This is a genomic window from Thermoactinomyces sp. DSM 45891, assembly GCF_900119485.1.
In the GTDB taxonomy this organism is placed as follows: Bacteria; Bacillota; Bacilli; order Thermoactinomycetales; family Thermoactinomycetaceae; genus Baia.
The window spans coordinates 24,762-50,544 of record NZ_FPJZ01000005.1 but is presented as its reverse complement, the minus strand read 5'-3'; the positions used below and the strand labels follow the sequence as shown (position 1 = coordinate 50,544).

The 25,783-nt window shown below is 41.6% G+C and carries 25 protein-coding genes and 1 pseudogene; 16 read left to right on the top strand and 10 right to left on the bottom strand.

Features of this window, described 5'->3' with window-relative positions:
- Positions 1 to 141 precede the first annotated feature (141 nt).
- From rny to BT147_RS06455, 6 genes are all read left to right on the top strand, one after another.
- On the top strand, positions 142 to 1,680 hold the full coding sequence (gene rny / locus BT147_RS06480; RefSeq protein ID WP_072332458.1) for a ribonuclease Y: 1,539 nt from the start codon (positions 142 to 144) through the stop codon (positions 1,678 to 1,680).
- Positions 1,681 to 1,744: 64 nt separating this feature from the next.
- The gene (locus tag BT147_RS06475; RefSeq protein ID WP_072332455.1) at positions 1,745 to 2,545 is read left to right on the top strand and encodes a TIGR00282 family metallophosphoesterase; all 801 of its coding nucleotides are present in this window, start codon (positions 1,745 to 1,747) and stop codon (positions 2,543 to 2,545) included.
- A gap of 132 nt (positions 2,546 to 2,677) precedes the next feature.
- Positions 2,678 to 2,938 carry a stage V sporulation protein S gene (locus BT147_RS06470; protein ID WP_072332452.1) on the top strand — a complete coding sequence of 87 codons (261 nt, stop codon included), beginning with the start codon at positions 2,678 to 2,680 and terminating at the stop codon, positions 2,936 to 2,938.
- Between the two features lie 81 nt (positions 2,939 to 3,019).
- Positions 3,020 to 3,985: a dipeptidase gene (locus tag BT147_RS06465; RefSeq protein ID WP_072332449.1), complete on the top strand. Its 966-nt coding sequence runs from the start codon at positions 3,020 to 3,022 to the stop codon at positions 3,983 to 3,985.
- 254 nt (positions 3,986 to 4,239) lie between these two features.
- A complete protein-coding gene (locus BT147_RS06460; RefSeq protein WP_072332446.1) occupies positions 4,240 to 6,000 on the top strand; it encodes a 2-oxoacid:acceptor oxidoreductase subunit alpha in 1,761 nt (586 codons plus the stop codon).
- On the top strand, positions 5,987 to 6,853 hold the full coding sequence (locus BT147_RS06455) for a 2-oxoacid:ferredoxin oxidoreductase subunit beta (protein WP_072332443.1): 867 nt from the start codon (positions 5,987 to 5,989) through the stop codon (positions 6,851 to 6,853). Before BT147_RS06460 ends, BT147_RS06455 begins: the two co-directional genes overlap by 14 nt.
- A 264-nt stretch (positions 6,854 to 7,117) precedes the next feature.
- Here BT147_RS06455 and BT147_RS06450 read toward each other — a convergent pair whose 3' ends face one another.
- Positions 7,118 to 8,656, bottom strand: coding sequence for a DHA2 family efflux MFS transporter permease subunit (locus BT147_RS06450; RefSeq protein WP_286119136.1), 1,539 nt, complete (start codon positions 8,654 to 8,656; stop codon positions 7,118 to 7,120).
- A gap of 220 nt (positions 8,657 to 8,876) precedes the next feature.
- Between BT147_RS06450 and tdh the strand changes: the two genes are divergently transcribed.
- Both tdh and BT147_RS06440 read left to right on the top strand, forming a co-directional pair.
- Complete coding sequence (gene tdh / locus BT147_RS06445; protein ID WP_177239713.1) at positions 8,877 to 9,917, top strand: L-threonine 3-dehydrogenase; 1,041 nt, start codon at positions 8,877 to 8,879, stop codon at positions 9,915 to 9,917.
- 36 nt (positions 9,918 to 9,953) lie between these two features.
- Positions 9,954 to 11,132 (top strand): glycine C-acetyltransferase, encoded by a 1,179-nt coding sequence (locus tag BT147_RS06440; RefSeq protein WP_072332440.1) that lies wholly within the window; start codon positions 9,954 to 9,956, stop codon positions 11,130 to 11,132.
- A gap of 101 nt (positions 11,133 to 11,233) precedes the next feature.
- Here BT147_RS06440 and BT147_RS06435 read toward each other — a convergent pair whose 3' ends face one another.
- A complete protein-coding gene (locus tag BT147_RS06435; RefSeq protein WP_177239711.1) occupies positions 11,234 to 12,088 on the bottom strand; it encodes a cupin domain-containing protein in 855 nt (284 codons plus the stop codon).
- A 237-nt stretch (positions 12,089 to 12,325) separates the two neighbouring features.
- Here BT147_RS06435 and BT147_RS15235 point away from each other — a divergent pair, with 237 nt between their 5' ends.
- The 4 genes from BT147_RS15235 to BT147_RS06420 all read left to right on the top strand — a co-directional run bounded on the left by BT147_RS15235 (position 12,326) and on the right by BT147_RS06420 (position 15,044).
- The gene (locus BT147_RS15235) at positions 12,326 to 12,478 is read left to right on the top strand and encodes a hypothetical protein (protein ID WP_143187937.1); all 153 of its coding nucleotides are present in this window, start codon (positions 12,326 to 12,328) and stop codon (positions 12,476 to 12,478) included.
- Between the two features lie 187 nt (positions 12,479 to 12,665).
- Positions 12,666 to 13,478 carry a YitT family protein gene (locus tag BT147_RS06430; RefSeq protein WP_083426441.1) on the top strand — a complete coding sequence of 271 codons (813 nt, stop codon included), beginning with the start codon at positions 12,666 to 12,668 and terminating at the stop codon, positions 13,476 to 13,478.
- Between the two features lie 175 nt (positions 13,479 to 13,653).
- A complete protein-coding gene (locus tag BT147_RS06425; RefSeq protein ID WP_072332431.1) occupies positions 13,654 to 14,337 on the top strand; it encodes a 3'-5' exonuclease in 684 nt (227 codons plus the stop codon).
- Entirely contained in the window at positions 14,334 to 15,044 is a 711-nt protein-coding gene (locus BT147_RS06420) for a 4'-phosphopantetheinyl transferase family protein (RefSeq protein WP_072332428.1), read from the top strand. The genes BT147_RS06425 and BT147_RS06420 overlap by 4 nt, the downstream gene beginning before the upstream one ends.
- 30 nt (positions 15,045 to 15,074) lie before the next feature.
- On the opposite strand, the gene queF is transcribed toward BT147_RS06420, so the two are convergent.
- From queF to BT147_RS06400, 4 genes are read right to left on the bottom strand one after another with little or no spacing between them, the layout of a single operon-like run.
- Entirely contained in the window at positions 15,075 to 15,557 is a 483-nt protein-coding gene (queF, locus tag BT147_RS06415; protein ID WP_072332425.1) for a preQ(1) synthase, read from the bottom strand.
- Between the two features lie 27 nt (positions 15,558 to 15,584).
- Complete coding sequence (locus BT147_RS06410) at positions 15,585 to 15,971, bottom strand: 6-pyruvoyl trahydropterin synthase family protein (RefSeq protein WP_072332422.1); 387 nt, start codon at positions 15,969 to 15,971, stop codon at positions 15,585 to 15,587.
- A 4-nt stretch (positions 15,972 to 15,975) separates the two neighbouring features.
- Positions 15,976 to 16,677 carry a 7-cyano-7-deazaguanine synthase QueC gene (queC, locus tag BT147_RS06405; RefSeq protein WP_072332419.1) on the bottom strand — a complete coding sequence of 234 codons (702 nt, stop codon included), beginning with the start codon at positions 16,675 to 16,677 and terminating at the stop codon, positions 15,976 to 15,978.
- A gap of 14 nt (positions 16,678 to 16,691) precedes the next feature.
- Positions 16,692 to 17,396 carry a radical SAM protein gene (locus BT147_RS06400; protein WP_353640706.1) on the bottom strand — a complete coding sequence of 235 codons (705 nt, stop codon included), beginning with the start codon at positions 17,394 to 17,396 and terminating at the stop codon, positions 16,692 to 16,694.
- Positions 17,397 to 17,581: 185 nt separating this feature from the next.
- Between BT147_RS06400 and BT147_RS06395 the strand changes: the two genes are divergently transcribed.
- Positions 17,582 to 17,953, top strand: a complete 372-nt coding sequence (locus BT147_RS06395) for an iron chaperone (RefSeq protein ID WP_072332416.1) — start codon at positions 17,582 to 17,584, stop codon at positions 17,951 to 17,953.
- Between the two features lie 204 nt (positions 17,954 to 18,157).
- Here the strand turns inward: BT147_RS06395 and BT147_RS06390 are convergent.
- The 4 genes and pseudogenes from BT147_RS06390 to BT147_RS06375 all read right to left on the bottom strand — a co-directional run bounded on the left by BT147_RS06390 (position 18,158) and on the right by BT147_RS06375 (position 21,181).
- Positions 18,158 to 19,317, bottom strand: a pseudogene (locus tag BT147_RS06390) (chromate transporter).
- Positions 19,314 to 19,733 carry an arsenate reductase (thioredoxin) gene (arsC, locus tag BT147_RS06385; protein WP_072332413.1) on the bottom strand — a complete coding sequence of 140 codons (420 nt, stop codon included), beginning with the start codon at positions 19,731 to 19,733 and terminating at the stop codon, positions 19,314 to 19,316. The pseudogene BT147_RS06390 and the gene arsC overlap by 4 nt, the downstream one beginning before the upstream one ends.
- Before the next feature lie 22 nt (positions 19,734 to 19,755).
- On the bottom strand, positions 19,756 to 20,790 hold the full coding sequence (gene arsB, locus BT147_RS06380) for an ACR3 family arsenite efflux transporter (RefSeq protein WP_143187936.1): 1,035 nt from the start codon (positions 20,788 to 20,790) through the stop codon (positions 19,756 to 19,758).
- Positions 20,791 to 20,854: 64 nt separating this feature from the next.
- Positions 20,855 to 21,181: an ArsR/SmtB family transcription factor gene (locus BT147_RS06375; RefSeq protein ID WP_072332407.1), complete on the bottom strand. Its 327-nt coding sequence runs from the start codon at positions 21,179 to 21,181 to the stop codon at positions 20,855 to 20,857.
- Between the two features lie 225 nt (positions 21,182 to 21,406).
- Between BT147_RS06375 and aceB the strand changes: the two genes are divergently transcribed.
- The 3 genes from aceB to BT147_RS06360 all read left to right on the top strand — a co-directional run bounded on the left by aceB (position 21,407) and on the right by BT147_RS06360 (position 25,741).
- On the top strand, positions 21,407 to 23,011 hold the full coding sequence (aceB, locus tag BT147_RS06370) for a malate synthase A (protein ID WP_072332404.1): 1,605 nt from the start codon (positions 21,407 to 21,409) through the stop codon (positions 23,009 to 23,011).
- A gap of 26 nt (positions 23,012 to 23,037) precedes the next feature.
- On the top strand, positions 23,038 to 24,324 hold the full coding sequence (aceA, locus tag BT147_RS06365) for an isocitrate lyase (protein ID WP_072332676.1): 1,287 nt from the start codon (positions 23,038 to 23,040) through the stop codon (positions 24,322 to 24,324).
- A gap of 145 nt (positions 24,325 to 24,469) precedes the next feature.
- Positions 24,470 to 25,741 (top strand): M14 family metallopeptidase, encoded by a 1,272-nt coding sequence (locus tag BT147_RS06360; protein ID WP_143187935.1) that lies wholly within the window; start codon positions 24,470 to 24,472, stop codon positions 25,739 to 25,741.
- The last annotated feature ends 42 nt before the right edge of the window (positions 25,742 to 25,783 follow it).

Below are 25,783 nucleotides of genomic sequence, written 5' to 3'. Positions count from 1 at the left end.
CCTATGATGATGCATATGAAATGATCAATTTGCTGGTTATACAGCCTAACTTGGTAAAGAGCAAACAACAAAGGGACGAGCTTAGTGGACCGAAATGATCGGTCTTGTTTTTTAATAAAAGAAAAGAGGAGGTGAAAGCGGATGCAAATTCAATCCATCATTCTGCTTTTAGCCTCACTATTGGCAGGATTTGGGGTGGGCTACTGGATTCGAAAAATGACTGCAGAAGCCCGCATCGGAAGTGCTGAGAAGGAAGCACAGGTAATTGTTGAAAAGGCTCATCAAAATGCGGAAGCAGCCAAAAAAGAAAAGATTTTTGAAGCACGTGATGAGGCCCATCAACTTCGGATGGATGTAGAAAAAGAAATTCGTGAACAACGAAACGAATTACAACGTTTTGAGCGTCGTCTTGCACAGAAGGAGGAGACGCTCGAACGAAAGCAACATGGTGTAGAACGTCGTGAGGAAGCTCAAGCGATCAAAGAACGCCAATTAGAAGCGCGAGTGGAACAAATCGAAGACCTGCATCAAAAGCAAGTTCGTGAGATGGAACGGATTTCGAACTTGACTGCAGACGAAGCAAGACAGTTGATTCTAACCAAAGTAGAAAACGAAATGCGTCATGAAACGGCTCAAATTGTGAAGGATATGGAGCAACAAGCTCTTGAAGAGGGAGATAAACGCGCTCGTAATATCTTGTCTCTTTGTATCCAACGTTGTGCTGCGGATCACGTGGCGGAAACAACGGTCTCTGTGGTTACCTTACCGAATGATGAGATGAAGGGACGAATCATTGGGCGTGAAGGGCGCAATATCCGTACTTTGGAAACATTGACTGGTATCGATCTCATTATTGATGATACGCCAGAAGCAGTTATTCTGTCTGGCTTTGATCCAATTCGTCGTGAAGTAGCGCGAGTCGCACTCGAAAAACTCGTAGCGGATGGTCGAATCCATCCAGCTCGCATTGAAGAGATGGTGGAGAAATCCCGCCGTGATGTGGATGAACGAATTCGAGAATACGGGGAGCAGGCTACTTTTGAGACGGGTGTTCATGGAATCCACCCTGATTTGATCAAGATTGTAGGCCGATTGAAATTCCGTACAAGTTATGGACAAAATGTCCTAAAACATTCGATGGAAGTGGCGCATCTCTGTGGCTTGTTAGCGGCTGAACTAGGTGAAGACATTCATTTAGCGAAGCGTGCAGGTCTTTTGCATGATATCGGAAAAGCAATTGACCATGAAGTGGAAGGTTCCCATGTAGAAATTGGTGTAGAGTTGGCCAAAAAGTACAGTGAACATCCTGTCGTAATCAATAGTATTGCTTCTCATCATGGTGATTGTGAGGCTGAAAGTGTAATTGCTGTGTTAGTACGTGCAGCTGATGCGTTATCGGCAGCCCGTCCAGGAGCACGACGTGAGACGCTAGAAGCGTATATCAAGAGACTGGAGAAACTAGAAGAGATCTGTGAGTCGTTTGAAGGCGTCGAAAAATCATACGCTATTCAAGCAGGACGTGAATGCCGCATCATTGTTCGACCTGAAGAAGTGGATGATGTAGAGGCAAGTCGCCTTGCTCGTGAGATTACGAAACAGATTGAAAGTCAGCTAGACTATCCAGGACAAATCAAAGTAACAGTAATCCGTGAAACAAGATCGGTAGAGTATGCAAAATAAAGTGGCTGGAACGCCGCTTTATTTTTTTTAAGTTTTGAATGAGGTTGGAGGAAATATTAAATTTATGAGAATTTTAATGATAGGAGATGTCGTGGGCCGGCTTGGTCGACAGACTCTTCAAACGTACGTACCACAATTAAAAAACACTTATCAACCTGATGTGATCGTTGTAAATGCGGAAAACGCAGCGAATAATGGCAGAGGAGTTACGAAAGAGATCGTTCGAGAGTTTCGATCTCTCGGGGTGCATTGTTTAACATTAGGTAACCATACATGGGGACAGTCTGAGATTTTTGATTTTATTGAGGGCGAGGAACACTTGGTGCGACCTGCCAACTATCCGGAAGGAACGCCTGGTAAAGGGTTTACCACTCTTTCGACCCCGAAGGGGAAAGTTACGGTTATGAATCTGATGGGGCGTAGCTTTATGTCTCCTCTCACCTTGGACTGCCCTATGAAAAGTTTTGAAAAAATGTATAAACAAATATCTGCAGAACACTATATTTTGGTTGATTTTCATGCTGAAACTACCTCTGAAAAACAATCTTTTGCTTGGTTTGTAGATGGAAAGGCATCTGCGGTGATTGGCACGCATACACATGTACAAACAGCAGATGAACGAATCCTTCCTAAAGGCACAGCTTATCTAACAGATGTGGGAATGGTGGGTCCTTATGATGGAATTATTGGGATGGATAGGGAGTTGGTCATTCGTCGCTACCTTACTCAACTACCCGTTCGTTTCGAAGTAGCTGGCGGTAGGTTTCAGTTAAATGCTGTTCTTCTGGATTTTGATACTTCGACTAAAAAGGCTAGACGAATTCAAAGGATTCGAATTGACGAAGACTCACCGTGGTTTCATTAATAACTTCGGTAGTTTTCAAATAAAATTCTTTCTGATTTTTCATTTCTATCTACATTTTTAAGAAGGAATTTTTAAAACTTAGTCGAATATATTAGGAGTGGACTCACTCATAACCATCGAGGAGGTACAGTCATGGAAGTATTAAAAGTTTCAGCAAAATCCAACCCGAATTCTGTAGCAGGCGCACTCGCTGGTGTTTTGCGTGAACGCGGTCAAGCGGAAATGCAAGCTATTGGAGCGGGTGCACTTAATCAAGCAGTAAAAGCTGTTGCGATTGCACGAGGATTTGTGGCGCCTAGTGGGATTGATCTCATATGCGTTCCAGCATTTACAGACATCGTAATCGATGGAGAAGAGCGTACGGCGATCAAACTAATCGTAGAACCTCGCTAACTCAGATTCGTATATAACTTTTAGTAAAAACCTGTTTATAATAGACAGGTTTATTTTTTTATTGAGCTTGGAGGGACGTACATGTGGATTATAGATGGGCATTGTGATGTTCTATTAAAATTATGGAATTCTCCCGATCAACACGATTTTTATGAGGAAGATTCGGCATTAGATGTTTCGTACTATGGTCTATGCTCTACAAATAGCTTCATGCAAAACTTTGCTGTTTTCGTTCCACCTCGAATTCCAGTAGGACAACGATTTTTAGCAGCGGCCCAGCAAATTGACATTTTTTATCAAAAGGTGCTACAGGATCAATCGAAGATGACCTTGATTACAAATCGAGAGGAGTTGGATGATTTACGAGTAACTCGTGAAAAAGACGACCATACTCGGATTGGGGCAATCTTATCTCTAGAAGGCGCAGACGCTCTTCAAGGGGAGATTGCCTATTTGCGATTATTCCATCGTCTAGGAGTGCGCTCCATGGGTCTTACGTGGAACTATGCAAATGAAGTAGGGGATGGAATTCAAGAAATACGCAATGGGGGGATTACTCGATTTGGCCACCAAGTTTTGGGAGAGATGAAAAAACTAAAGATGATTTGCGATGTTTCTCATCTCTCCATCCGAAGTTTCTGGGATGTGATGGAGCACACGGATTTAGTGGTGATGGCGAGTCATTCAAATACACGCGCTCTATGTCCACATGTGCGAAATTTGGAGGATGATCAAATTCGAACATTGATTCAGAAAGATGGTATGATTGGTGTGACGTTTGTCCCGTATTTTGTTTATCAACCAGCAAATGAGTCAAATATAAGTCATGTCATACGGCATATTGAACATATTTGTGAACTGGGAGGGGCAGATAACATCATGTTTGGTTCTGATTTTGATGGAATTGAAGAAAAAGTAACTGGTTTAGAAACGACAAAACAGTACTCTCAGTTTATCCACATGCTATTGCAATATTATCCATCTGATTTAGTAGAAAAATGGGCATGGAAAAGCAGTTATGTATTCTATAGTAAAGCGTTTTCATAACACATTGTATAAATATACGTTTTTATGAATTAATTTTAGTGATTTGTTGGTATAGCAAAACCGAATGTGAACAATTTTAGAAGGGAAACGGTTGCTTTTTCAGGTGGGCAGGTCTAGAATGATAAATGAAAATGCGTTAGACGACTCACCACAAAAATGGACTGTATTTTTTCGTTTGTGAAGAGCCGATCTAGAATCTAACATATAAATGATATTGTAATCGTTGTGTTTGGGAGTTTAAAGGAGATGAGTTCATGATTAAGCAGCTTTCGTGGAAAGTGGGCGGACAGCAAGGTGAAGGGATCGACAGTGCCGGTGAGATTCTTTCGACTGCATTAAACCGACAAGGTTATCATCTATATGCGTATCGCCACTTTTCCTCTAGGATTAAAGGTGGACATTCGAATACTAAGCTTCGTATGAGTACCGATCCAATCGGTTCGATCGCCGATGACCTCGATATTTTGGTTGCATTTGACCAAGAAACGATCGATCTTAATGCACACGAGTTAATCAGAAACGGAGTCATCTTGGCGGATGAAAAGTTTGATCCTGCATTGCCTGAAGGTATCACAGCTCACTTATTAGCGGTACCATTCACGAAAATCGCTGAAGAAGTTGGCATGGCTCAGATGAAAAATATGGTGGCGGTAGGTGCTTCGACAGCTCTCCTCGGATTGCCACTTGCTGCGTTCCGTGAGGTAATCGAAGGACGCTTCTTGAAAAAGGGACAAAAAGTCGTTGATAAGAACATGGAAGCGATCGAACGTGGCCGTGACTATGTGAAAGAACTTACAATTGATGATCTTCCTGATTTTGAATTAGCAACCTCGGACGGTCAAAAGCGTCTTTACATGATTGGTAATGATGCGATTGCATTTGGAGCTGTTGCGGCTGGAGCTCGTTTGATGGCTGCATATCCGATTACTCCATCATCTGAAATTATGGAATACCTGATTCGGAAACTTCCTGAGTTCGGTGGAACGGTTGTTCAGACAGAAGATGAATTGGCCGCTATTACGATGACCATCGGTGCCAACTATGGTGGTGTGCGTGCGTTAACAGCTTCTGCTGGTCCAGGACTTTCATTGATGACAGAAGCGATTGGACTTGCTGGTATGACAGAAACCCCGTGTGTGATCGTGGATACCCAACGTGGTGGTCCAAGTACCGGTCTACCAACTAAGCAAGAGCAATCCGATGTGCTTTCTATGTTATATAGTACTCACGGAGAGATTCCTAAAATCGTAATCGCTCCAAGCTCTGCTGAAGAGTGTTTCTACGATACGATTGAAGCATTTAATATGGCTGAGAAGTATCAATGTCCGGTTATTATTCTAACGGACCTAGCGGTATCTCTCGGGAAACAGACGGTGGATCCGTTATCCTATGATCGAGTTAAAATCGACCGCGGAAAGCTACTTCCATTTGATGCAGATCTCCCGCAATTAGGGGACTCAGAATTGTTCCCACGTTATGAGCTTACGGAGGATGGCATTTCTCGTCGTACGCTTCCAGGTACTAAAAATGGGATTCATCACGTTACAGGTGTTGAGCATAGCGAGACAGGTCGTCCTTCTGAAAGTGCTGAAAACCGGATTAACATGATGGATAAACGTCTAGGAAAGCTTAGCCAAGATATCGGCTATACCAATCCAATAGCAGTTGATGCACCTCATGAAGAAGCAGATCTTCTGGTAATTGGATTTAACTCAACCAAAGGTACCATTGCTGAGGCGATCGAACGCCTTGAACTAGATGGTTTAAAAGTAAACCAAGCGCATATACGTCAGTTAATGCCTTTCCCTACTGATTTATTGGCGGAACAAATGAAGAACGCGAAAAAAGTTCTTGTCGTTGAGAACAATGCAACAGGTCAGTTGACCTCCTTAATTAAGATGAATGTAGGAATGGCTGAGAAAATCGAATTCTATGGTAAGTATGATGGGAATCCATTTTACCCAGCTGAAATTACAAACGCATGTAAGGAGCTGTTAGTTCATGGCAACATTTAAGGATTTCCGCAACAAAGTGAAGCCCAACTGGTGTCCAGGTTGTGGGGACTTCTCAGTACTCGCAGCTATGCAACGCGCGTTTGCTAATGTAGGTTTGGAGCCAGAAGAGGTAGCAATCGTTTCAGGAATCGGTTGTTCGGGTCGAATCTCTGGTTATGTAAATGCATATGGCTTACACGGAGTACACGGTCGTGCACTCCCCATTGCTCAAGGGCTAAAATTAGCGAACCGTGACTTAACAGTCGTAGCATCAGGTGGAGATGGGGATGGTTTTGCCATTGGTATGGGTCATACGGTACATGCGATCCGTCGTAATGTGGATGTTACTTATGTCGTAATGGATAACCAAATCTATGGTTTGACAAAAGGACAAACTTCTCCACGTAGTGCACAAGGATTCCAGACCAAAAGTACGCCTCAAGGATCGATTGAACAAGCCATTTCTCCATTGGAGTTGGCACTATCTTTAAATGCTGGCTTTGTAGCACAATCATTCTCCAGTGACCTGAAACAACTTACTCACGTGATTGAAGAAGGATTAAAGCATAAAGGCTTTAGCTTAATCAATGTGTATAGCCCATGTGTAACATATAACAAAATTAATACCTACGAATGGTTTAAGCAAAATATCGTAAACCTAGATACCTTAGAGGGATATGATAATGCTAACCGAGCACAAGCTATGCAAACATTGATGGAGCACAATGGCTTGGTAACCGGAATTCTTTATCAAAACAAAGAGCGTCCACCGTATGAAGCGATGATTAAGGGCTTTAAAGAAGAAGGGTTGGCAAAACAAGATCTCAATATTTCAGAAGAGCAGTTTGACCGTCTCATGGCTGAATTCGCATAAGGTCTTATGTCCTCATTTTTCTTTCTCATATAGACAAAATAGGATCTCGAAAAAATTCGAGGTCCTATTTTTATGGAGATTTTCATAAATAGTCACTTCATAAATTCCATATATAATTAGACTAGTTTGCTATACAAACAAAAATACACAATATCTTCTCTAGCAACAAAGCTAAGAAGCCATGGAAAAAGTAAAAAGGTATTCCTATCCATCCACCCTATGTAGCAGCAGAGAAGATAAGAATACCATTTAGTATGATCTGGACTAATCGTCCTTATTGGTTGCGGTAGCCACTGCTGCTTCATTTTGCTTTTTAAAGCGAGTTTCTACAAAATTTCCTTTGCCAACACTCATCGCAGCAAGTAGCCCGACGATAGAGAAGATGACTGTGAGATAAAAGCCGTTATTGATAGCAAGTTCAAGAGCATCACGTAGAAACTGTTGAATTTGAGGAGGGACTTGTCCACCAGAATGCATAAGAATTTCTGGATTTGCTAATTGATCTACTTTATCAGATGGAATACCTAACTTATTTGCACCATCTTGTATTTTATGTTGGAGCTGATTATTTACGATCGTTGCCATAATGGAAGCTCCTAATACACCACCAATATTGCGCCAGAAACCGATGATTGAACTAGTGATTCCTAGATAACGAGACTCTACATTAGCCGCGATAGCATTTTGAGCAGTACTCATCAAGGGTCCAAGTGCAAAGGCACCCAATACGATCATCAGAAGTGTTATAGTAGTCCAGGATGCAGTATGGGACAACATGGTTAGTGCGATGCAACTTCCGATAGCGGATACCATCGAGATTGTCGATAAAGTACGGAACGAGACCTTACTTTGCAAGATACCTGCTACACTCGCTCCAACCATCAATGAAAACATCATAGGAGTGAGTAGGCTGTTAGAGTTTGTTTTTCCGAGTACAGCCACAGCAAAGATAGGTAGATACGTAATTGCGGCAAATAGAATGGCGCCTTGGCACAGGCACATGAGACTGGTTCCACGTACTACTTTGTTTTTAAAGAGATGGAGTGGCAAGATCGGCTCTGCAACTCTCTTCTCGGCTATGATGAAGGCGACTCCAAAGATTACAGAGAGGGCAAATAGACCAATGATCTGCCAGGATCCCCATGCGTACTCTTTTCCGCCCCACTCTACTCCCAGCATAAATGAAACGGTTGTAATAATAATAAAGACAGTTCCGAAATAATCAATCTTAGGTCGTACTTGAGAACGGGACTCTTGCAAGGCAAATAGTAGAATGACAAATGCTAGGATACCAACAGGTATATTTACAAAGAAACACCAACGCCAATCCAAAGAGGAGGATATCCACGTTCCTAACTGCGGTCCAGCTACTGAAGACAGCCCGAAAATCCCGGCAAATACTCCTGTGAGCTTTGATGCTTCTTTCGGATCAGAGAACAACGAAAAGATAATGGTAAAACTAATTGGCATGAGTGAGCCAGCACCAATCCCTTGTAGGACACGTGACCAAATTAATTGATCGATATTTTGAGAGAATCCACATAGGATAGATCCAGTGAGAAACAACCCAATTCCTATTAAGTATAGTAATTTCCGCCCAAAGATATCAGACATTTTACCGAAAACTAACATGGTACTGGTGGAAGCGAGCACATAAGCGGTAAATACCCAGCTTACTCGGTCAAACCCGCCAATATCTTCAATGATGGTATTAATTGCAGCAGAGGTAATCGTGTTATCGAGTGAAGCCATTAAAATGCCAAGTGCCATGGCTAGAAGAACTAATTTATTTTTCCCATTCAAGGTGATTCCTCCAACGTATTTTTATTTTTTTATGCAGGAAACTACTACATATCTTTCGAATAACGAAATTCATTATACCAATCTGGTCCCGACTGGGTCAATCAATGAGTTTTGTCCGCTCTAAAAAGACAGTTGCTACTACCCATATCGCTTTAAATCATTTATAATGATTCATGATCTTATATGAAAACGAATTAGAATAAGGAAAGGAGTGTCCGTAGTGGAAGGAACTATGCGCGCTCTAGTTAAACATCATCGAGGTGAGGGAGCACAATTACGTGAAGTACCGATCCCAACCATTGGGCCAGATGAAGCATTAATTGAGGTAAAATCTTCCAGTATATGTGGAACAGATGTCCATATTTATACATGGGATGAATGGGCACAGAGTCGGATTAAACCACCTTATGTATTTGGTCATGAACTGGGTGGAGTGGTAGTAGAAGTGGGTGAAAACGTTTCCAATTTGCAAGTAGGTGATCATGTATCCGCAGAAACCCATATCGTATGTGGTCACTGTGCGGCGTGCCGACGGAATGATTACCATGTTTGCCTGAACACCCAAATCATCGGGGTAGACAGAGATGGTTGCTTTACGAAATATGTTGCCCTTCCTGCATCTAATTTATGGGTAAATGACCCAAGTCTTCCATTTGAAATCGCTTCATTAATGGAGCCGATGGGAAATGCGGTTCATACGGTTTTATCTGGAGAGGTAGCGGGGCGTAGTGTCGCTGTAGTAGGATGCGGCCCGATTGGTATTATGGCGGTGGCAGTTGCAAAAGCTGCGGGTGCCTCTAAAGTAATTGCACTAGATGTAAATGAATATCGATTGAATCTTGCCGAACAGATGGGTGCTACGCATATGATTCGCTCCCATGAAGAAGACCCAGTGAAAGCTACTCAAGCCATCACGCGTGGAGAGGGTGTAGAAGTAGTATTGGAGATGTCGGGACATCCGATCGCGATGAAACAGGCGTTTGAGATGTTAACTCCAGGGGGAAGAATCTCCATCTTAAGCTTGCCTACTCGTCCGATTGAATTAGATATAACCAATGACATTGTCTTTAAAGGAATTACAGTAAAAGGGATTACAGGACGTCGCATGTATGAGACATGGCAACAAACTGCTTCTTTCTTAGAGTCAGGAGCAGTAGACTTGAAGCCACTTATTACACATCGATTATCCTTAGATGATTTTGAAGAGGGATTTGAATTAATGAAAAGTGGACGTAGTGGGAAAGTTGTTTTTTCTCTATAATGAAATAGATAATATGATAATAGAAGAGGTGTAAGCATGAATCCATTTGCACATCTGGAAGAGGAAATTCAAAGCTGGAAAGATGCAGGTATGTATCGTCCGCTTACAGAAATCGAATCAGAGCAAGGTGCTCGGGTTGTGATTCGTGGTAAAGAAGTCATTCAACTTTCATCGAATAACTATTTAGGATTAACGACGCATCCTCGTTTGCGTAAGGCAGCGATTGAGGCAGTAGAAAAATTTGGTGCTGGTACAGGCTCTGTTCGTACGATTGCGGGTACCTTTTCTCTCCATGAGGAATTTGAGCGTAAATTGGCTGAGTTTAAACATACAGAGGCAGCCCTAGTGTTCCAATCTGGATTTACTGCAAATGTCGGGGTTGTGGCAACGATTCTATCTGCTGAAGATGTAGTGATTAGTGACGAGCTAAATCATGCCAGTATTATCGATGGCATTCGGCTCACAAAAGCAGGACGCCGAATCTATAAGCATGTGGACATGGAAGATCTAGAGAAAGCATTACAAGAAACGCAATCTGCACGAATGCGCTTGATTGTAACGGATGGCGTATTTAGTATGGATGGGAACATTGCCCCGCTTCCACAAATTGTAGAGCTGGCAGAGAAGTATAACTCTATTGTCATGGTAGATGATGCACATGCGAGTGGTGTATTGGGGCGCAATGGCCGTGGAACGGTTGATCATTTTGATCTAAATGGTCGTGTACACATCCAAATTGGCACCTTATCCAAGGCAATTGGTGTGTTAGGTGGTTATGTAGCTGGGCCTAAAGTATTGCGTGAGTATTTGATTCAACGTGCTCGTCCGTTCTTATTTAGCACTTCGCATCCACCAGCAGTCACCGCCGCATGTTTGGAAGCAGTTAACGTATTGCTAGAAGAGCCTGAGATCATGGAACGACTTTGGGATAATGCGCGCTTCTTTAAAGACGGTCTTTCTCAATTAGGTTTTAACACTGGTCATAGTGAAACTCCTGTTACACCAGTCATTATTGGTGATGATGCCCTCACGATGAAATTTTCGGATGCATTGTTCGAAGAGGGTGTATATGCCCAAGGAATCGCATTCCCAACTGTCCAAAAAGGGAAGGCACGTGTACGGACGATTGTAACAGCTAGTCAAACCAAAGAAGATCTTCAAAAAGCACTGGACGCTTTTGAAAAGGTAGGAAAAGAGTTAGGGGTTATTTCTTAGAAAATAGCGATCTTTTATATAATAAGTAAAGAAGCATTAGGTTGACAGTCGATCTAATGCTTCTTTACTTATTATATAAAATTTAAAAATGTAAAATAATCTCATGGACTATCATTATGTGCATGACTGGGTTTTTGTTTATCGATTGTACCGAAGGGATGCTCAGGTGGTGCATAAATAGAATAAAGTTTGAGTGGCGTATTTCCCGTGTTGATAATATTGTGCCATGTACCAGCGGGTACCATAATAGCATAATCTTCGTACGCTTCTGTTTTGTAATTCAATGCATCTCTTTGATTTCCCATTTGAACTAGCGCTTTTCCATCTTCAATTCGTAAGAATTGATCGACGTCAGGATGCATTTCTACACCGATGTCATCTCCTACATCGATACTCATCAATGTCACTTGTAAATAATTTCCTGTCCACAGAGTGGTTCGAAAAGCATTATTCTGCTTAGCTGCTACATCAATATTGATAACAAGGGGTTGTTTTCCATAATCTCTTAATGGAATATTGCGCTGTTTTATCTCCGATAAAGCCTGAAATCGCTTTGCCTGATCGGCTTCGTTTTCACAAGCTTTTAAAAAAATATCTTGATAAGGCAAGTATTGTGTGTGGACATAACTATTCCGATATTCTTCGTAATCCTTCATGGCTCGTTCAAAGGCTTTTTTTAGTCCTCCTTCAAATGTGAGAAAGGTAACTTTTTTTGTTTCATATACAGGGTGTCTTCCTGTTAGATCGATATATAATTGAGTAAATTTTCTCCAAAGTCCTTTTTCTTTCTCTATCGCTTGCAAGATATCTTCCTTGTATTTTTGATCGGGTGCGGCTTTGGCTAGTTTTTTGTAAAAAGCGATGGAAGTAGCGGATCTTTTGACACCTATAAGTACGTTGTCTAATGATTCTAGATAATTGATGGACACGGGTTGATTTAAGTATTCATAGTACAATCTGCTCATCTCCTTACCAGTCGTCATCCATTTGCCTAATAGGATTGATATATACATATGATGTGATGTGAAAAAGGTTCTGATTAAAGCGATCCATCTATAAATGACATATAAAACAGATTCTCTCATTCCTACAAATGGTAATCAAAGGGATATATGTAGAGAGGGAAGTATGTATGTAGTAGGAACCACAAGTTCGGGAGATTTCCCTGTTACCATAGGGGCATTTCAACAACTATGCTCGGGCTAAATGATGCATTAACGGGTACCTTCACTGTTCATAATCATGGAAACTCTGCCGCGGAGAATGTTGTTCTACACGTGCAAATTCCATCACATGTTCGGGTCAGTACCATTGTGATCATTCGGGTAGGTCCTTCGAGTAAATAGGTGTACGGGTTGGATTGCTTTTTGTACAATCTTTGGATGAATTTAACATAACCAATCAATAACAGGGGATACTATCCAACGAATTCTATACAAAAAGGAGACTGTTCTGTTGGAGTTTGCATCCCCTCAGTTAGAAAAACCGAATCGTAAAAAGTTGAAAAAAACCAATCTTTTCAAGCGTATTATCATGATTTTATTTGGATCTATGTTAGTTGCTGTCGGATTAGAGATTTTCCTGTTACCCAATCAGGTAATTGATGGGGGAATTGTCGGTATTTCTATGATGCTTGCTTATTTAACAGGTCTGAAGTTAGGTGTTTTTTTATTTGTACTGAATCTCCCTTTCTTTTTCTTGGGGTACAAGCAGATTGGAAAGACGTTTGCGTTTTCCACCATGTTGGGTGTGGCAGTTATGTCGATTGGCACCTATTCACTTCATTCAGTTCCTCCTCTTACAAATGACCCCCTACTAGCATCCATTTTTGGTGGTATTATTGTGGGGATTGGAGTTGGATTAGTGATTCGATACGGGGGATCACTAGATGGAACTGAGATTCTTGCGATCCTTTTTAATAAGACGACTTCCTTTTCTGTCGGTCAAATTGTTTTGTTCTTTAACCTGTTTATTTTGGGAAGTGCGGGGTTTTTGTTTGGTTGGGAGCGTGCTATGTATTCGTTTATTGCTTATTTCATCGTATTTAAACTCCTCGACGTTGTCATCGAAGGGTTTGATGAAACCAAGTTTGTATGGATTATGAGTGAAGAACCAGAGAAACTAGGAAGCTGTATACTAAATCGCTTGGGGAGAGGGGTTACCTATTTGAGTGGCGAAGGTGGGTATACAGGAGAGTACAAAAAGGTAATCTTTTGTGTTATAACACGCCTCGAAGAAGCAAAGCTAAAGGAAATTGTAGAAGATATAGATCCACAAGCTTTTTTTGCTGTTGGTAATATTCATGAGGTAAGAGGAGGACATTTTAAAAAGCGATCTGTTCACTAATGTTTTACCTCAAATTATTTCATCATATAGTAGGTTTTTAGCTGGGCAAGGTAGTCTTTTTTGCCCATTTATTTGATAGTGTAAGGAGGGCCTGTTAGGATATAGTAGTAAGAGAATATACATACACACTGGTAAACATTCGTTTGGGATTGTGCACAAGGGGAAATTTACTCATATGAAACAAAATCAAACACAAAACGAACCAAAAATTCAAAGATGTAAACGCTGCAAGAAACGTGCACGGATGGAGGAAGTGAATCTTTGTCTAATATGTTATGAGAAAAAATGTAAAGAAATAGAAAAAGATTATGAACAGAGTAAGCAATTATTTCGGAAATGGTATCTAAGACGGGATTGGTTAGTACTGGATACGGAGTCTACAGGAGGGGGGCGGGAGGACGAAATTATCGAGATCGGTATCACGGATGCGAAAGGAGCGATTTTATTTGAATCGCTTGTGAAGCCTTCTCAGCCTATTCCAAAACGTACCACGGATATCCATGGTATTACAGATGAAATGGTACAAGATGCTCCTACATGGTCTGAAATTTGGTCGGAAGTAGGTAGCATTATCCAAGGGAAGACGGTATTAATGTATGCCTCTGATGCGGATATCATGATGATTCGTAGAACCTGTAAGAAGTATCAATTGCCATTGATTAGCTACGATCCGCGGTGTGTGATGAAAATGTACAAGCAGTTACATCGGGATGAATGCTTTGTCTCTTTAACACGGGCGTTAAGGCAGAAAGACATTGAGTATATTCCAAGTCATCGGGCTACTAGTGATTGTGAGGGGTTGCGTCTGCTGGTTCTATCCATCGGGGAGCAACTCATAGAGGAAGGATCAAATGAATGAATAACAACACCGTAGAAATTTATTGGACTAAGATTCCCTCCGCTATACATTCCGATGAATTGAGCAAGTTTACAGCTATTTTAGATCAAAAAGAAGAAGAAAAACGAAACTCTTATCTAGTTGATCATAAGAAAAAAGAATTCTTGTTGGGAAGAATGTTGTTGAAGGGGCTTCTAGGTCAATATTTGGGAATAGAATCGGCAGATATACGATTCGAAGAAAATAAGTATGGAAAGCTATATCTCACTCCGAACTTGCAAGATAAGAAGCAAATCTATTTTAACTTAACCCATACAGACGGTCTTGTTGCTTGTGCGGTTACACTAGCTGGTGAAGTCGGGATTGATGTTGAAAACATATTCAAGGATCACTTGGAAGTAATGCCTCTAGTATTTCAAGAAGAAGAGAAGGCATTTGTTAAAAAGCCGGAGGATCTTGAAACGAGGCTTCAACACTTTTACTGGATTTGGACTAGAAAAGAGGCAGTGATGAAGGCAGAGGGCAAAGGCTTTTCAATGAAGCCGCTATCTTTTACTGTGCCTCTCAATCATCATAGAGAATTTGATGGTGAATATCACTTCTATACCTTTCATCCTAAAGAGGATTGCATGATATCGACTGCACTATGTTCAGAGCAGGGAACAGAACCCATTTATGAAGTAAAAGAGATCCAATACGATGAAATATGTAAGTTTGAAAAAACCTAATGATCACATAGATCACTAGGTTTTTCTTCTCTACCGATTGGTAATCGTCTCAGGATAGAGATCGTGTTGTGCTAGGCGTTGCTCGGCAATTGCTTCCCAGCGAGTATCAGGCTTGCCATAGTTTGCATACGGATCAATACTGACTCCACCACGAGGTAGAAACTTTCCCCAAACCTCGATGTACTTAGGATCAAGTAGCTTGACTAGATCTTTCATGATGACCACAATGCAGTTTTCATGAAAGTCGCCATGATTTCGGAAGCTAAAAAGGTATAGCTTTAGCGATTTACTTTCAACCAACTTCTGATCAGGTACATAACTAATGTAGAGTGTTGCAAAGTCAGGTTGGTTGGTAATGGGACACAAGCTGGTAAACTCCGGGGTATTAAATTTTACAAAGTAGTCAGTGTCAGGATGTCGATTATCAAATGACTCCAGTACATCTGGGTTGTATTCGAAGTGATAGTTTGTTTTTTGTCCGAGTAATTGTAAGTCTAGATCATGTTGAGCCATTATATTATCCTCATCTCCATGCGTTAATTAAGCTCGTTCGAAACGGGCAAATGCTTCATTGGTTTCTTGGACTTCTACCCAGCGAAGGATTGGTTGGTTTGATTTTTTCTCACAAAGTTGCTCGATGGCACAGAAAAAAATTTCTGCCACTTTTTCTGTTGATGGTGCAGCTCCACCTACTTCTGGATTAAACTCTGGAAAGTCATTTAGTAGATGATGGTCATATTTTTTTTCAATTACATGTTTGACTTGACGAAAATCGATCAGCATCTGGCTTTCATCCAGTTTTGTTCCATCAACACAAAACGTAACTTTGTAGTTATGACCGTGAATTCTTTCACATTTGCCGGCACCAGGCACACTATGTGCACAAGAGATCCAAAAGTATTTGGTTAATGTGTATTTACCATGCATAAGCTCACCTCAAAACCTGCGGTGCGTAGGGAATCGGATCCTTCGCATCATTTTCCGTAAAGCCTCTTAAACGAAGGAGACAACTATCACAAACCCCACATGCCTCTTCAGAACCCTGATAGCAAGAGGTGGTAAGGTGATAAGGAACCCCTAATTCCAGCCCCCATTTTACCGTTTCCCCTTTATTTAGATGAATAAGGGGTGCTTCTATGGAGAGACGGTCTTCTGCATCAGAGCTTACACCCAGCTTAGTAGCTAGATTGATTGTCTCTGACATCGATTGGATAAACTCCGGTCTACAGTCAGGATATCCACTATAATCTACAGCACTCACTCCAACGAATATCTTTTTAGCACCGATTACCTCCGCATAGGCAGTAGCCAGCGATAAGAAAATAAGATTTCGTGCAGGTACATAAGTGGCGGGGATCTCATCCTCATCAATCCCCGTTGTGGGAACTTGGATGGATGAATCAGTTAGGGCACTGCCCCCTAGTTGGCCCAGATAAGAGAGGTCGACTATTTTATGACTTTGACTTACTCCGTAGTGAGCGGCCACACACTTTGCTTGCTCCACTTCACGTTGATGAAGTTGATTGTAGAAGAAGGTAATCGGATATAATTCATATCCTTGATGCTCGGCGATGCCCATACATGTGCTACTGTCTAGACCGCCGCTTAAAACGATCACTGCTTTTTTCTTCATAAGAGGCCTCCGTGTTATACGCCACGCTGGTTTGGGTCCCAGATGACTTTATGAATTTGTAGGTTTAGTTTGATGTCAGTGAGCTGATGCTCTAGCATTAATTCAACTAGACGATGTGGAGGCATGGATTCCCATACAGGGCTAAACATCGGGATGCCTTGTTTTACATGTTGCTTCGCGATGATCAGGGCTGAATGGAAATCCACCTCATCTCCAATGACGAACTTGATTTCGTCGTTAGCTTGGAGGAGATCAAAATTAAGAAGATTCATTTTTTCCGATTCACCACTAGCAGGTAATTTGTAATCCATGACGAATCGAACTTTATGGCCTTGTGGGTGGGTTTGCCGCCATTCTTGAAAAGGGGTTAGATCAATCGCACCATTGGTCTCAATATGGATATCAACAATATGATCTAGCTCCGCTAGCGCCTGAAGAAGCAATAATGACTTTTGTCCATGCATAAGAGGCTCTCCGCCAGTTAGGCAAATGTTTTTAGCTGGATATTGCTCTACTTGTTTTAGGATTTCTGAAATGGTAGCAAGATATTCAGGTGTGCTTGGCGCATAGCTATAGGGTGTATCGCACCAAGTGCAACGCAAATTACAGTTGAATACACGAACGAAAACAGTGGGAAATCCCGCCCGCATTCCTTCGCCCTCAACAGTTTGAAATACTTCTACCATAGGAAGTTTGGTTGATTCATAGGTAGCTTGCAAGTTCTCACCTCACTTTGTCCTATTTTATAGACATTCTACAGAATCATATCATAATTCGACTGGATAATCAGGATTAATTCAGTTTCTGACTTGATAATGCATATTTTTGAGTATTTCGATCGAGATTAGTAGAGAAGAAACCGGATGCTTTTTGGAATAACGTATTTTCTACTTAGGAGGAAGCAATGGAAACGTTTGCAGATTATCTAGCTACGATTGAGAATCAACAAAATCAGGCTCGATTAGAGGAAGTGTTAGATTGGGTCATTGAAAGATTCCCTAATCTAGTACCTAGAATCGCGTGGAATCAACCGATGTTTACCGATCATGGAACATTTATTATCGGTTTTAGTGTGGCCAAGCATCACTTTTCGTTTTCCCCTGAAAAGGTAGTAATCGATCGTTTTTCCGATGAAATTAAACGTGCTGGCTATGAACATACAAAGCAATTAGTACGAATTCGGTGGGATGATCCAATTGATTTCTCCTTACTCGAGAAGATCATAGAGTATAACATTGTAGATAAGGCAGACTGCTCCGCTTTTTGGAGAAAATAGAGCAGGATAGAAGAAACTAGCATAACCCATCTAAGTGGAGAATCACATTTTAGATGGGTTTTTATTTATGCGATAATCTATGCTTAAGGTGTCATTCCAGAGAATGAGAATCAACAGAGCTGAGTTTTCAAAAGATCATTCAAGGAAGATACTCGATAGAAAGTGTAGAACATTCCTATGAGTGCTGTGCTCTTTCAGGAAATCCTAGAAAAAAATAGCTCCAAATACGATCGAAAACAGTACAACCATCCAAGGAGGCAGCTTCCAAATCGTTAGCAATCCAAAAGCGGTTAAAGCAAGGCTAAAATCGTGGGGAGTTTGAATGGCTTTTGTCCATACAGGATCGTAGAGGGCAGCTAGTAAAATCCCTACTACTGCGGCATTTACTCCACTAAATACTGCTTGAAGATTTGGCTTTCTACGAATCCAATCCCAGAATGGTAGTGCACCAACTATCAATAAAAACGAGGGGAGAAAGATAGATGTTGTTGCAAGCAGAGCTCCTACCCACCCATTGGTGACGGCTCCTAAGTAAGTGGCAAAGGTGAAGAGGGGGCCTGGGACAGCTTGTACTGCTCCGTAACCTGCAATGAATTGTTCCGAACTTACCCACCCAGCGGCGATAACTTCTGCTTGGAGCAGAGGAAGAACAACATGACCACCGCCAAATACCAATGAACCCGCTCGATAGAAGCTATCCAATATCGCTAACCACTGGTCTGAATAGATTTGTCGTAGCAAGGGAAGGAGGAGCAAGAGAGAAAAAAATAACCCCAAGGCAAACAAAGCAGTTCGAAGGCGCAAGGGAATCTGCAATGATGATGGTTCCGAAACCGACCTTCTGGGCAATATCCACCACCCAATAAGTCCCGCCAACACGATAATAGTCACTTGGCTTAAAGCGGTTTGCCAAGTGACTGCAACTACAGTTGCAAGAAAGGCAATGGTTATTCGTGGGCGATCTGGCGCTAAACTTCTCGCCATTCCCCATATGGCTTGTGCAACAATTGCCGCTGCAACAATTAATACCCATGAAGCCAACCTGCCTCTTGCATCTGAAATTTCTGGAATAGAAAGGCAAAAATGAGGAGAGAGAGCGCCGAAGGGAGTGTAAATCCAACCCATGAAGCTACCGCTCCGGCGAATCCTCCCCGAATCATTCCAATGGCGATACCAACCTGACTACTCGCAGGACCGGGCAAGAATTGACAAAGCGCTACTAAATCAGCATATGCTTTTTCATCCAGCCATTTTTTACGATGAACATACTCTTCGCGAAAATATCCTAAGTGAGCAATAGGTCCTCCAAAAGATGTGAGACCTAGACGTGTTGCCACCCTTAAAATTTCAAGTATATTTTTCATTTTTCTTCCACAGAAAACCGCCGAATACGTGCTTCGATTTCATCTCGAATCCTTTGAAATACTACCCATTTCTCCGCGTCCGTTCCTTGAGTTTTTGCAGGATCATCAAAGCCCCAATGCTCTCTGGCTACATAAGACGGAGTAATAGGGCATTTATCATTGGCATCCCCACAGAGGGTAATGACATAATCCGCTCTGTTTAAAATTTCTGAGCTGATTACATCGGATGTTTGGTGAGAAATATCAATTTCCTTTTCTGCCATTGCTCTTACAGCATTTGGATTCAAGCCATGTGCTTCGATTCCAGCACTGTAAACGTCAAATCGCTCACCTAAATATTTTTTGCCGAATCCTTCTGCCATTTGGCTACGACAAGAGTTCCCTGTGCATAGAAAGTAGATCAGCTTTTTGCTCATATCTTAAGACTCCTTATGATTTCTACTGTTGTTGATAGTATTTTCGTCTAAACCAAAAAGCAACGTTCACTAAGCCAATGAGTACGGGTACTTCAACAAGAGGTCCGATGACAGCCGCAAAAGCTACTCCTGAATGAATTCCAAAAACCCCAATAGCTACTGCAATTGCTAGTTCAAAGTTATTGCTCGCAGCCGTAAAGGAGAGAGAAACTGTTTTCGAATAGTCCGCTCCCACTTTCTTCCCCATATAAAAGGAAACGAGAAACATTACTACAAAGTAAATAAATAGTGGAATGGCTATTTGTACGACATCAAGGGGTAATTGTAGAACTAGGTCGCCTTTTAGCGAGAACATAACAATAATAGTGAACAGTAAGGCAATTAATGTGATTGGACTAATCACAGGGATAAATTTCGTTTCGTACCATTTAAGTCCTTTGGCTTTGACCAATGAAAAACGAGTAATCATGCCAGCGAAGAAAGGAATACCTAGATAAATTAACACACTTTCAGCCACTTGACCCATCGTGATATTTACGACAGCACCCTCTAGGCCCAACCATTTAGGCACTACCGTAACAAAAAAGTAAGCAAATACGGAATAGAAAAGAATTTGAAAGATAGAATTAAAAGCTACTAGTCCAGCGGCGTACTCACGATTGCCTTTCGCTAAATCATTCCAAACAATAACCATTGCAATACATCGAGCTAACCCAATGAGGATTAAGCCAACCATGTATTCCGGTTGATCTCTGAGAAACAAAATGGCTAATACAAACATTAGGATAGGACCGATTACCCAGTTTTGGATTAGCGATAATGCAAGGATTTTAACGTTACGGAAGACCTGACCTAGTTCCTCATAACGAACTTTAGCTAGTGGAGGATACATCATTAGGATTAATCCAATAGCAATAGGGATGGAAGTCGTTCCAGCTTGGAATTCAGTCAATGTCTTGACCATACTAGGAAATAAATAACCTAATCCAATTCCTATTCCCATAGCAAGGAAAATCCATAATGTTAAATACCGATCCAAAAAAGAGAGATTTCTCATAATTCCACTCATCGAATCAAACCTTTCGTTTCGTGATAGATGAATGTAAGGTGATGGTTCAAAATTAGTTACAAAGAACCCGGAGTCCCTTCTTCTTTAACTCTTCTATCTCGTTTCGTACATCAGGAAATGTCTGTACAATCGATTCAAAGAATGGATAGATGGAACCATCTAAGGAATAAAATACCCACTGACCATTACGCCGCTCTCTTACCAACTTTGCTGTTTTGAGCTTCCGCATATGTTGTGAGACGGCAGGTTGTGTGATTTGAAGAACCTCCACGATTTCACAAACACATAACTCTTCTACTTTCAGTAGGGAGAGGATATGCAAACGGGTTTTATCTCCTAGGGCTTTATGGCATTCTGCTAACTGCTCCCAATCCAACATATATTCATCACCTCATTCATATATAAGCATATGATTATATAACTTGTCAAATGTATAAGAAAGGAGTATGGCAACCAAAAGCAAGAGTATGTAATTGTACAAAAAATAAGGTAACAAATAATTTTCTAAATACATATTGTTATATAACAGAATACTGTGTTAGTATAGATTATGAAAAAAGCGATATTGTTATACAACAGAAGGTTATATAGAGGAGGGACTTAGTTGAATCAAAAGTCTGCACTTCCAGGGGAAGTAACGGTTTTAGCAGGTTGTAGTGAAACAGAATACCGAATACTTACTCCCAATGCTATTTCATTTCTTATGGAGCTAGCAAAATGTTTCACTCAGCGTAGGGATGAACTGATATATAACAGAGTAGATCGTCAGAGACGAATAGATCAAGGCGAGTTACCCGATTTTTTGTCTGAAACCCGAAATGTTCGAGAAAGGGACTGGTCCATCGCCTCTTTGCCCAGTGATTTGTTAGATCGTCGTGTTGAGATTACGGGACCAGCTAGTGATCGAAAGATGGTGATAAATGCTCTTAATTCGGGAGCCAAAGTCTTCATGGCTGACCTAGAAGACTCTAATTCTCCAAATTGGGAGAACTGTATACAAGGGCAGATCCATCTTCGAGATGCGATTCGCCGCCAGATTGATTTTGTAAATGAGGTGGGCAAAGAGTATAAATTGCAGGAAAAAACGGCTGTTCTATTCGTACGCCCCCGAGGATGGCATCTTGATGAAAAACACTTCCTCATTGATGGGAAGCCAATCCCTGCTAGCTTGTTTGACTTTGGGCTTTACTTCTATCATAACGCCCTAGAATTGCTTGCCCGTGGTACGGGTCCTTATTTTTACTTGCCTAAGCTGGAGAGTCATCTAGAAGCTAGACTTTGGAATGATGTATTTGTGTTTGCTCAAGATTATATGGAAATTCCTCGAGGTACGGTTAAAGCGACGGTGCTCATTGAAACCATTATGGCTGCATTTGAAATGGATGAGATTTTATATGAATTACGAGATCATTCTGCGGGATTAAACTGCGGTCGGTGGGATTATATTTTCAGTTACATTAAGAAGTTATCCAAGCAAGCTCATGTTATCTTACCAGATAGATCCCAAGTTACGATGACGGTTCCTTTTATGAGGGATTATACCTTATTAACTGTGAAAACATGTCATCGAAGAAATGCTCCGGCGATTGGTGGTATGGCGGCACAAATACCTGTTAAGGGGAATCCATCGCTCCATCAAGAAGCGATGGATAAGGTAAAAGCAGATAAAGAGAGAGAAGCATCAGATGGACACGATGGAACATGGGTGGCTCATCCGGCCCTAGTGCCTATTGCGAAGGAAGTATTTGACCGGATTATGCCAACTGCAAATCAATACTTCAAACAGCGACCTGATGTAGAGGTTGTGGCTAGTGATTTACTAGCTGTGCCTGAAGGTACAATCACGGAAGATGGGTTACGAATGAACATCCGAGTGGGTGTTCAATATATGGAGGCATGGTTGCGCGGCTTTGGAGCTGTAGCCCTTAATTATTTGATGGAAGATGTTGCAACTGCTGAGATTTCGAGAGCACAAGTTTGGCAGTGGATTCATCATGATAAAGGGATACTAGAAGACGGACGGAAAATAACGGCTGAGTTATTCCAAGTGTTACTCGAGGAAGAGTTGCTGAAGATAAAAATGGAACTAGGTGAAGAACGATATATAAAAGGTCGCTATCAGGAGGCAACTCAGTTGTTTTCAGAGCTGACCCTCAGGGATGAGTTTGAAGAATTTTTAACAGTACCAGCTTATGAGATTTTAACGTGAAAAACCAAAATGATAAAAGGGAGTGGATGATCGTGACATTTCAAGATCAGCTTACATTACTTAAACAAGAGTGGGAACTAAATCCTCGTTGGAATGGAATTGTGCGCCCTTATCAGGCGGAAGAGGTGTTAAAGCTTCGTGGTTCGTTAGTGATTGAGCATACGCTTGCGAAGAAAGGCGCTGAACGTTTGTGGGACCTGATGCACCAAGATCCGTTTGTGCGTGCACTAGGTGCGCTAACCGGAAACCAGGCTGTTCAACAAGTGAAAGCAGGTTTAAAAGCGATTTATTTAAGTGGATGGCAAGTAGCGGCAGACGCAAACTTATCTGGCCATATGTATCCAGATCAAAGCTTGTATCCAGCTAACTCGGTTCCTTCAGTAGTCAAACGTATCAACCAAGCATTGCAACGTGCTGATCAAGTAGAGCACGTAGAAGGGAAAAGTGAGCGGTATTGGTTTGCGCCGATTGTAGCGGATGCAGAAGCAGGTTTTGGTGGGCCGCTAAATGTATTTGAGTTAATGAAAGGCATGATCGAAGCAGGTGCGGCGGGCGTTCATTTCGAGGATCAATTGGCATCTGAAAAGAAATGTGGTCATCTAGGCGGCAAAGTTTTGATCCCGACAGCACATGCAGTTCGTAACCTAGTATCTGCACGCTTAGCGGCAGATGTTATGGGTGTACCGACGATTGTCATTGCACGTACAGATGCAAATGCAGCAGAGTTATTAACCAGCGATATTGATCCGCGTGATGCTGAGTTCTTAACAGGAGAACGTACTCCAGAAGGATTTTTCCGAATTCGTCCGGGTTTGCAAACGGCTATTGCTAGGGGGCTTTCATATGCGCCTTATGCGGATCTGATCTGGTGTGAGACTTCAGAGCCGAATCTAGAAGAAGCTAGACAGTTTGCAGAGGCAATTCACGCGGAATTCCCTGGGAAATTCTTAGCCTACAATTGTTCTCCTTCCTTCAACTGGAAGAAAAAATTAGATAATGCTACGATAGCGAAATTTCAAGAGGAGCTTGGCAAGATGGGCTATAAGTTTCAGTTTGTTACACTTGCGGGTTTCCATAGCTTGAATCATAGCATGTTCCAATTAGCAAAAGGATATAGCGAACAAGGGATGGCGGCTTATTCCGAATTACAAGAGGAGGAGTTTGCAGCAGAACCACTAGGTTACTCCGCAACACGCCATCAACGTGAAGTAGGAACTGGTTATTTTGATGAGGTTTCAATGGTTATTTCAGGAGGTACCTCATCGACTACTGCCTTATCAGGATCAACAGAAGAAGAGCAGTTTACTGCTTAAATAGGTAAGCTTGTATTAACAGCCGATTACTTTTGTATCGAGCTGTTCTTTTTTCTGTCCCCATAGAATAATAATTTCATTAATTATCTGATTATTTTTATTTTTAAGAAGGTTGTTTATCAAAATGATGAGGAGAGTTTATAGCATGAATAAAAAATGGCTTTCTCTGGTGTCGATTGTTGTGTTGATCGTTGCTTGTTTTCCGGTGCTTGGGTTTAGTCAAAGTAAAAGCCCCACTATTTACGAATTAGGCACAAGGTTTTACAAGGTATCGAATGTGAAAACAAAAGAGCAGCGTACAGCTGTATCTTCCACAGGTGTTGCGATTGAAGAGGTAGGTCCCGATTATGTAAAGGTAGTGGGAACTCCTCAGGAGATAAAAAGCATCAAGCAAAAAGGGTTTTCTGTGAAGGAAGAAATAAACTTTTATCCAGAGGATTTCCCGTCATCGGATTCAGGTTATCACAACTATAATGAAATGGTTGCCAAAATCGATGCTGCGGCACTCGCTTATCCAGATATCGTGCAGAAGTTTAGCATTGGTCGTTCTTATCAGGGTAGAGAATTATGGGCGGTAAAGATTAGCGACAATGTGCAAGCGGATGAGAATGAACCAGAAGTACTTTATACCTCATTGCATCATGCACGAGAGCATCTAACCGTTGAGATGGCATTGTATACACTTGATCTATTTACGAAGGAATATGGAAGTAATAAGCAAATTACGGACCTCGTAAATGGGCGCGAAATTTACATTGTCTTTAATGTCAATCCAGATGGTGGGGAGTATGATGTTGCTACTGGTAACTATAGATATTGGCGTAAGAACCGCCAATCCAACCCAGGAAGTTCTTATGTAGGAACCGATTTAAATCGGAACTACGGGTACAAATGGGGATGTTGTGGAGGATCAAGTGGGTCTAAATCAAGTGAGACTTATCGCGGGTCCTCGGCATTCTCTGCTCCTGAGACTGCAGCCGTGCGTGACTTCATTAACGGTCGAGTAGTGGGTGGGAAGCAACAAATCAAAGCGTTAATAACCTTCCATACGTATAGTGAGCTCATTTTGTATCCATACGGTTACACGTATGCTGAGGTCCCAAGCGATATGACGCAGGATGATCATAATGTATTTGAAACGATGGCAAAGACCATGGCAGGTACAAACGGATATACTCCGCAACAATCGAGTGAGTTGTATATAGCAGATGGTGAAATGACTGACTGGGCTTATGGGGCTCATAAGATATTTGCCTTTACTTTTGAAATGTACCCAAAAAGTTCTTTCCCAGGGTTTTATCCTCCTGACGAGGCAATTGCTAGAGAAACATCTCGTAATAAAGCGGCTGTACTCTATCTAGCAGATAAAGCAGCTTGTCCATACTCTGTGATTGGGAAATCTTGTTCATCTAAATAACATGTAAGAAGCTGTATCCTTTTTAATCGGATACAGCTTCTC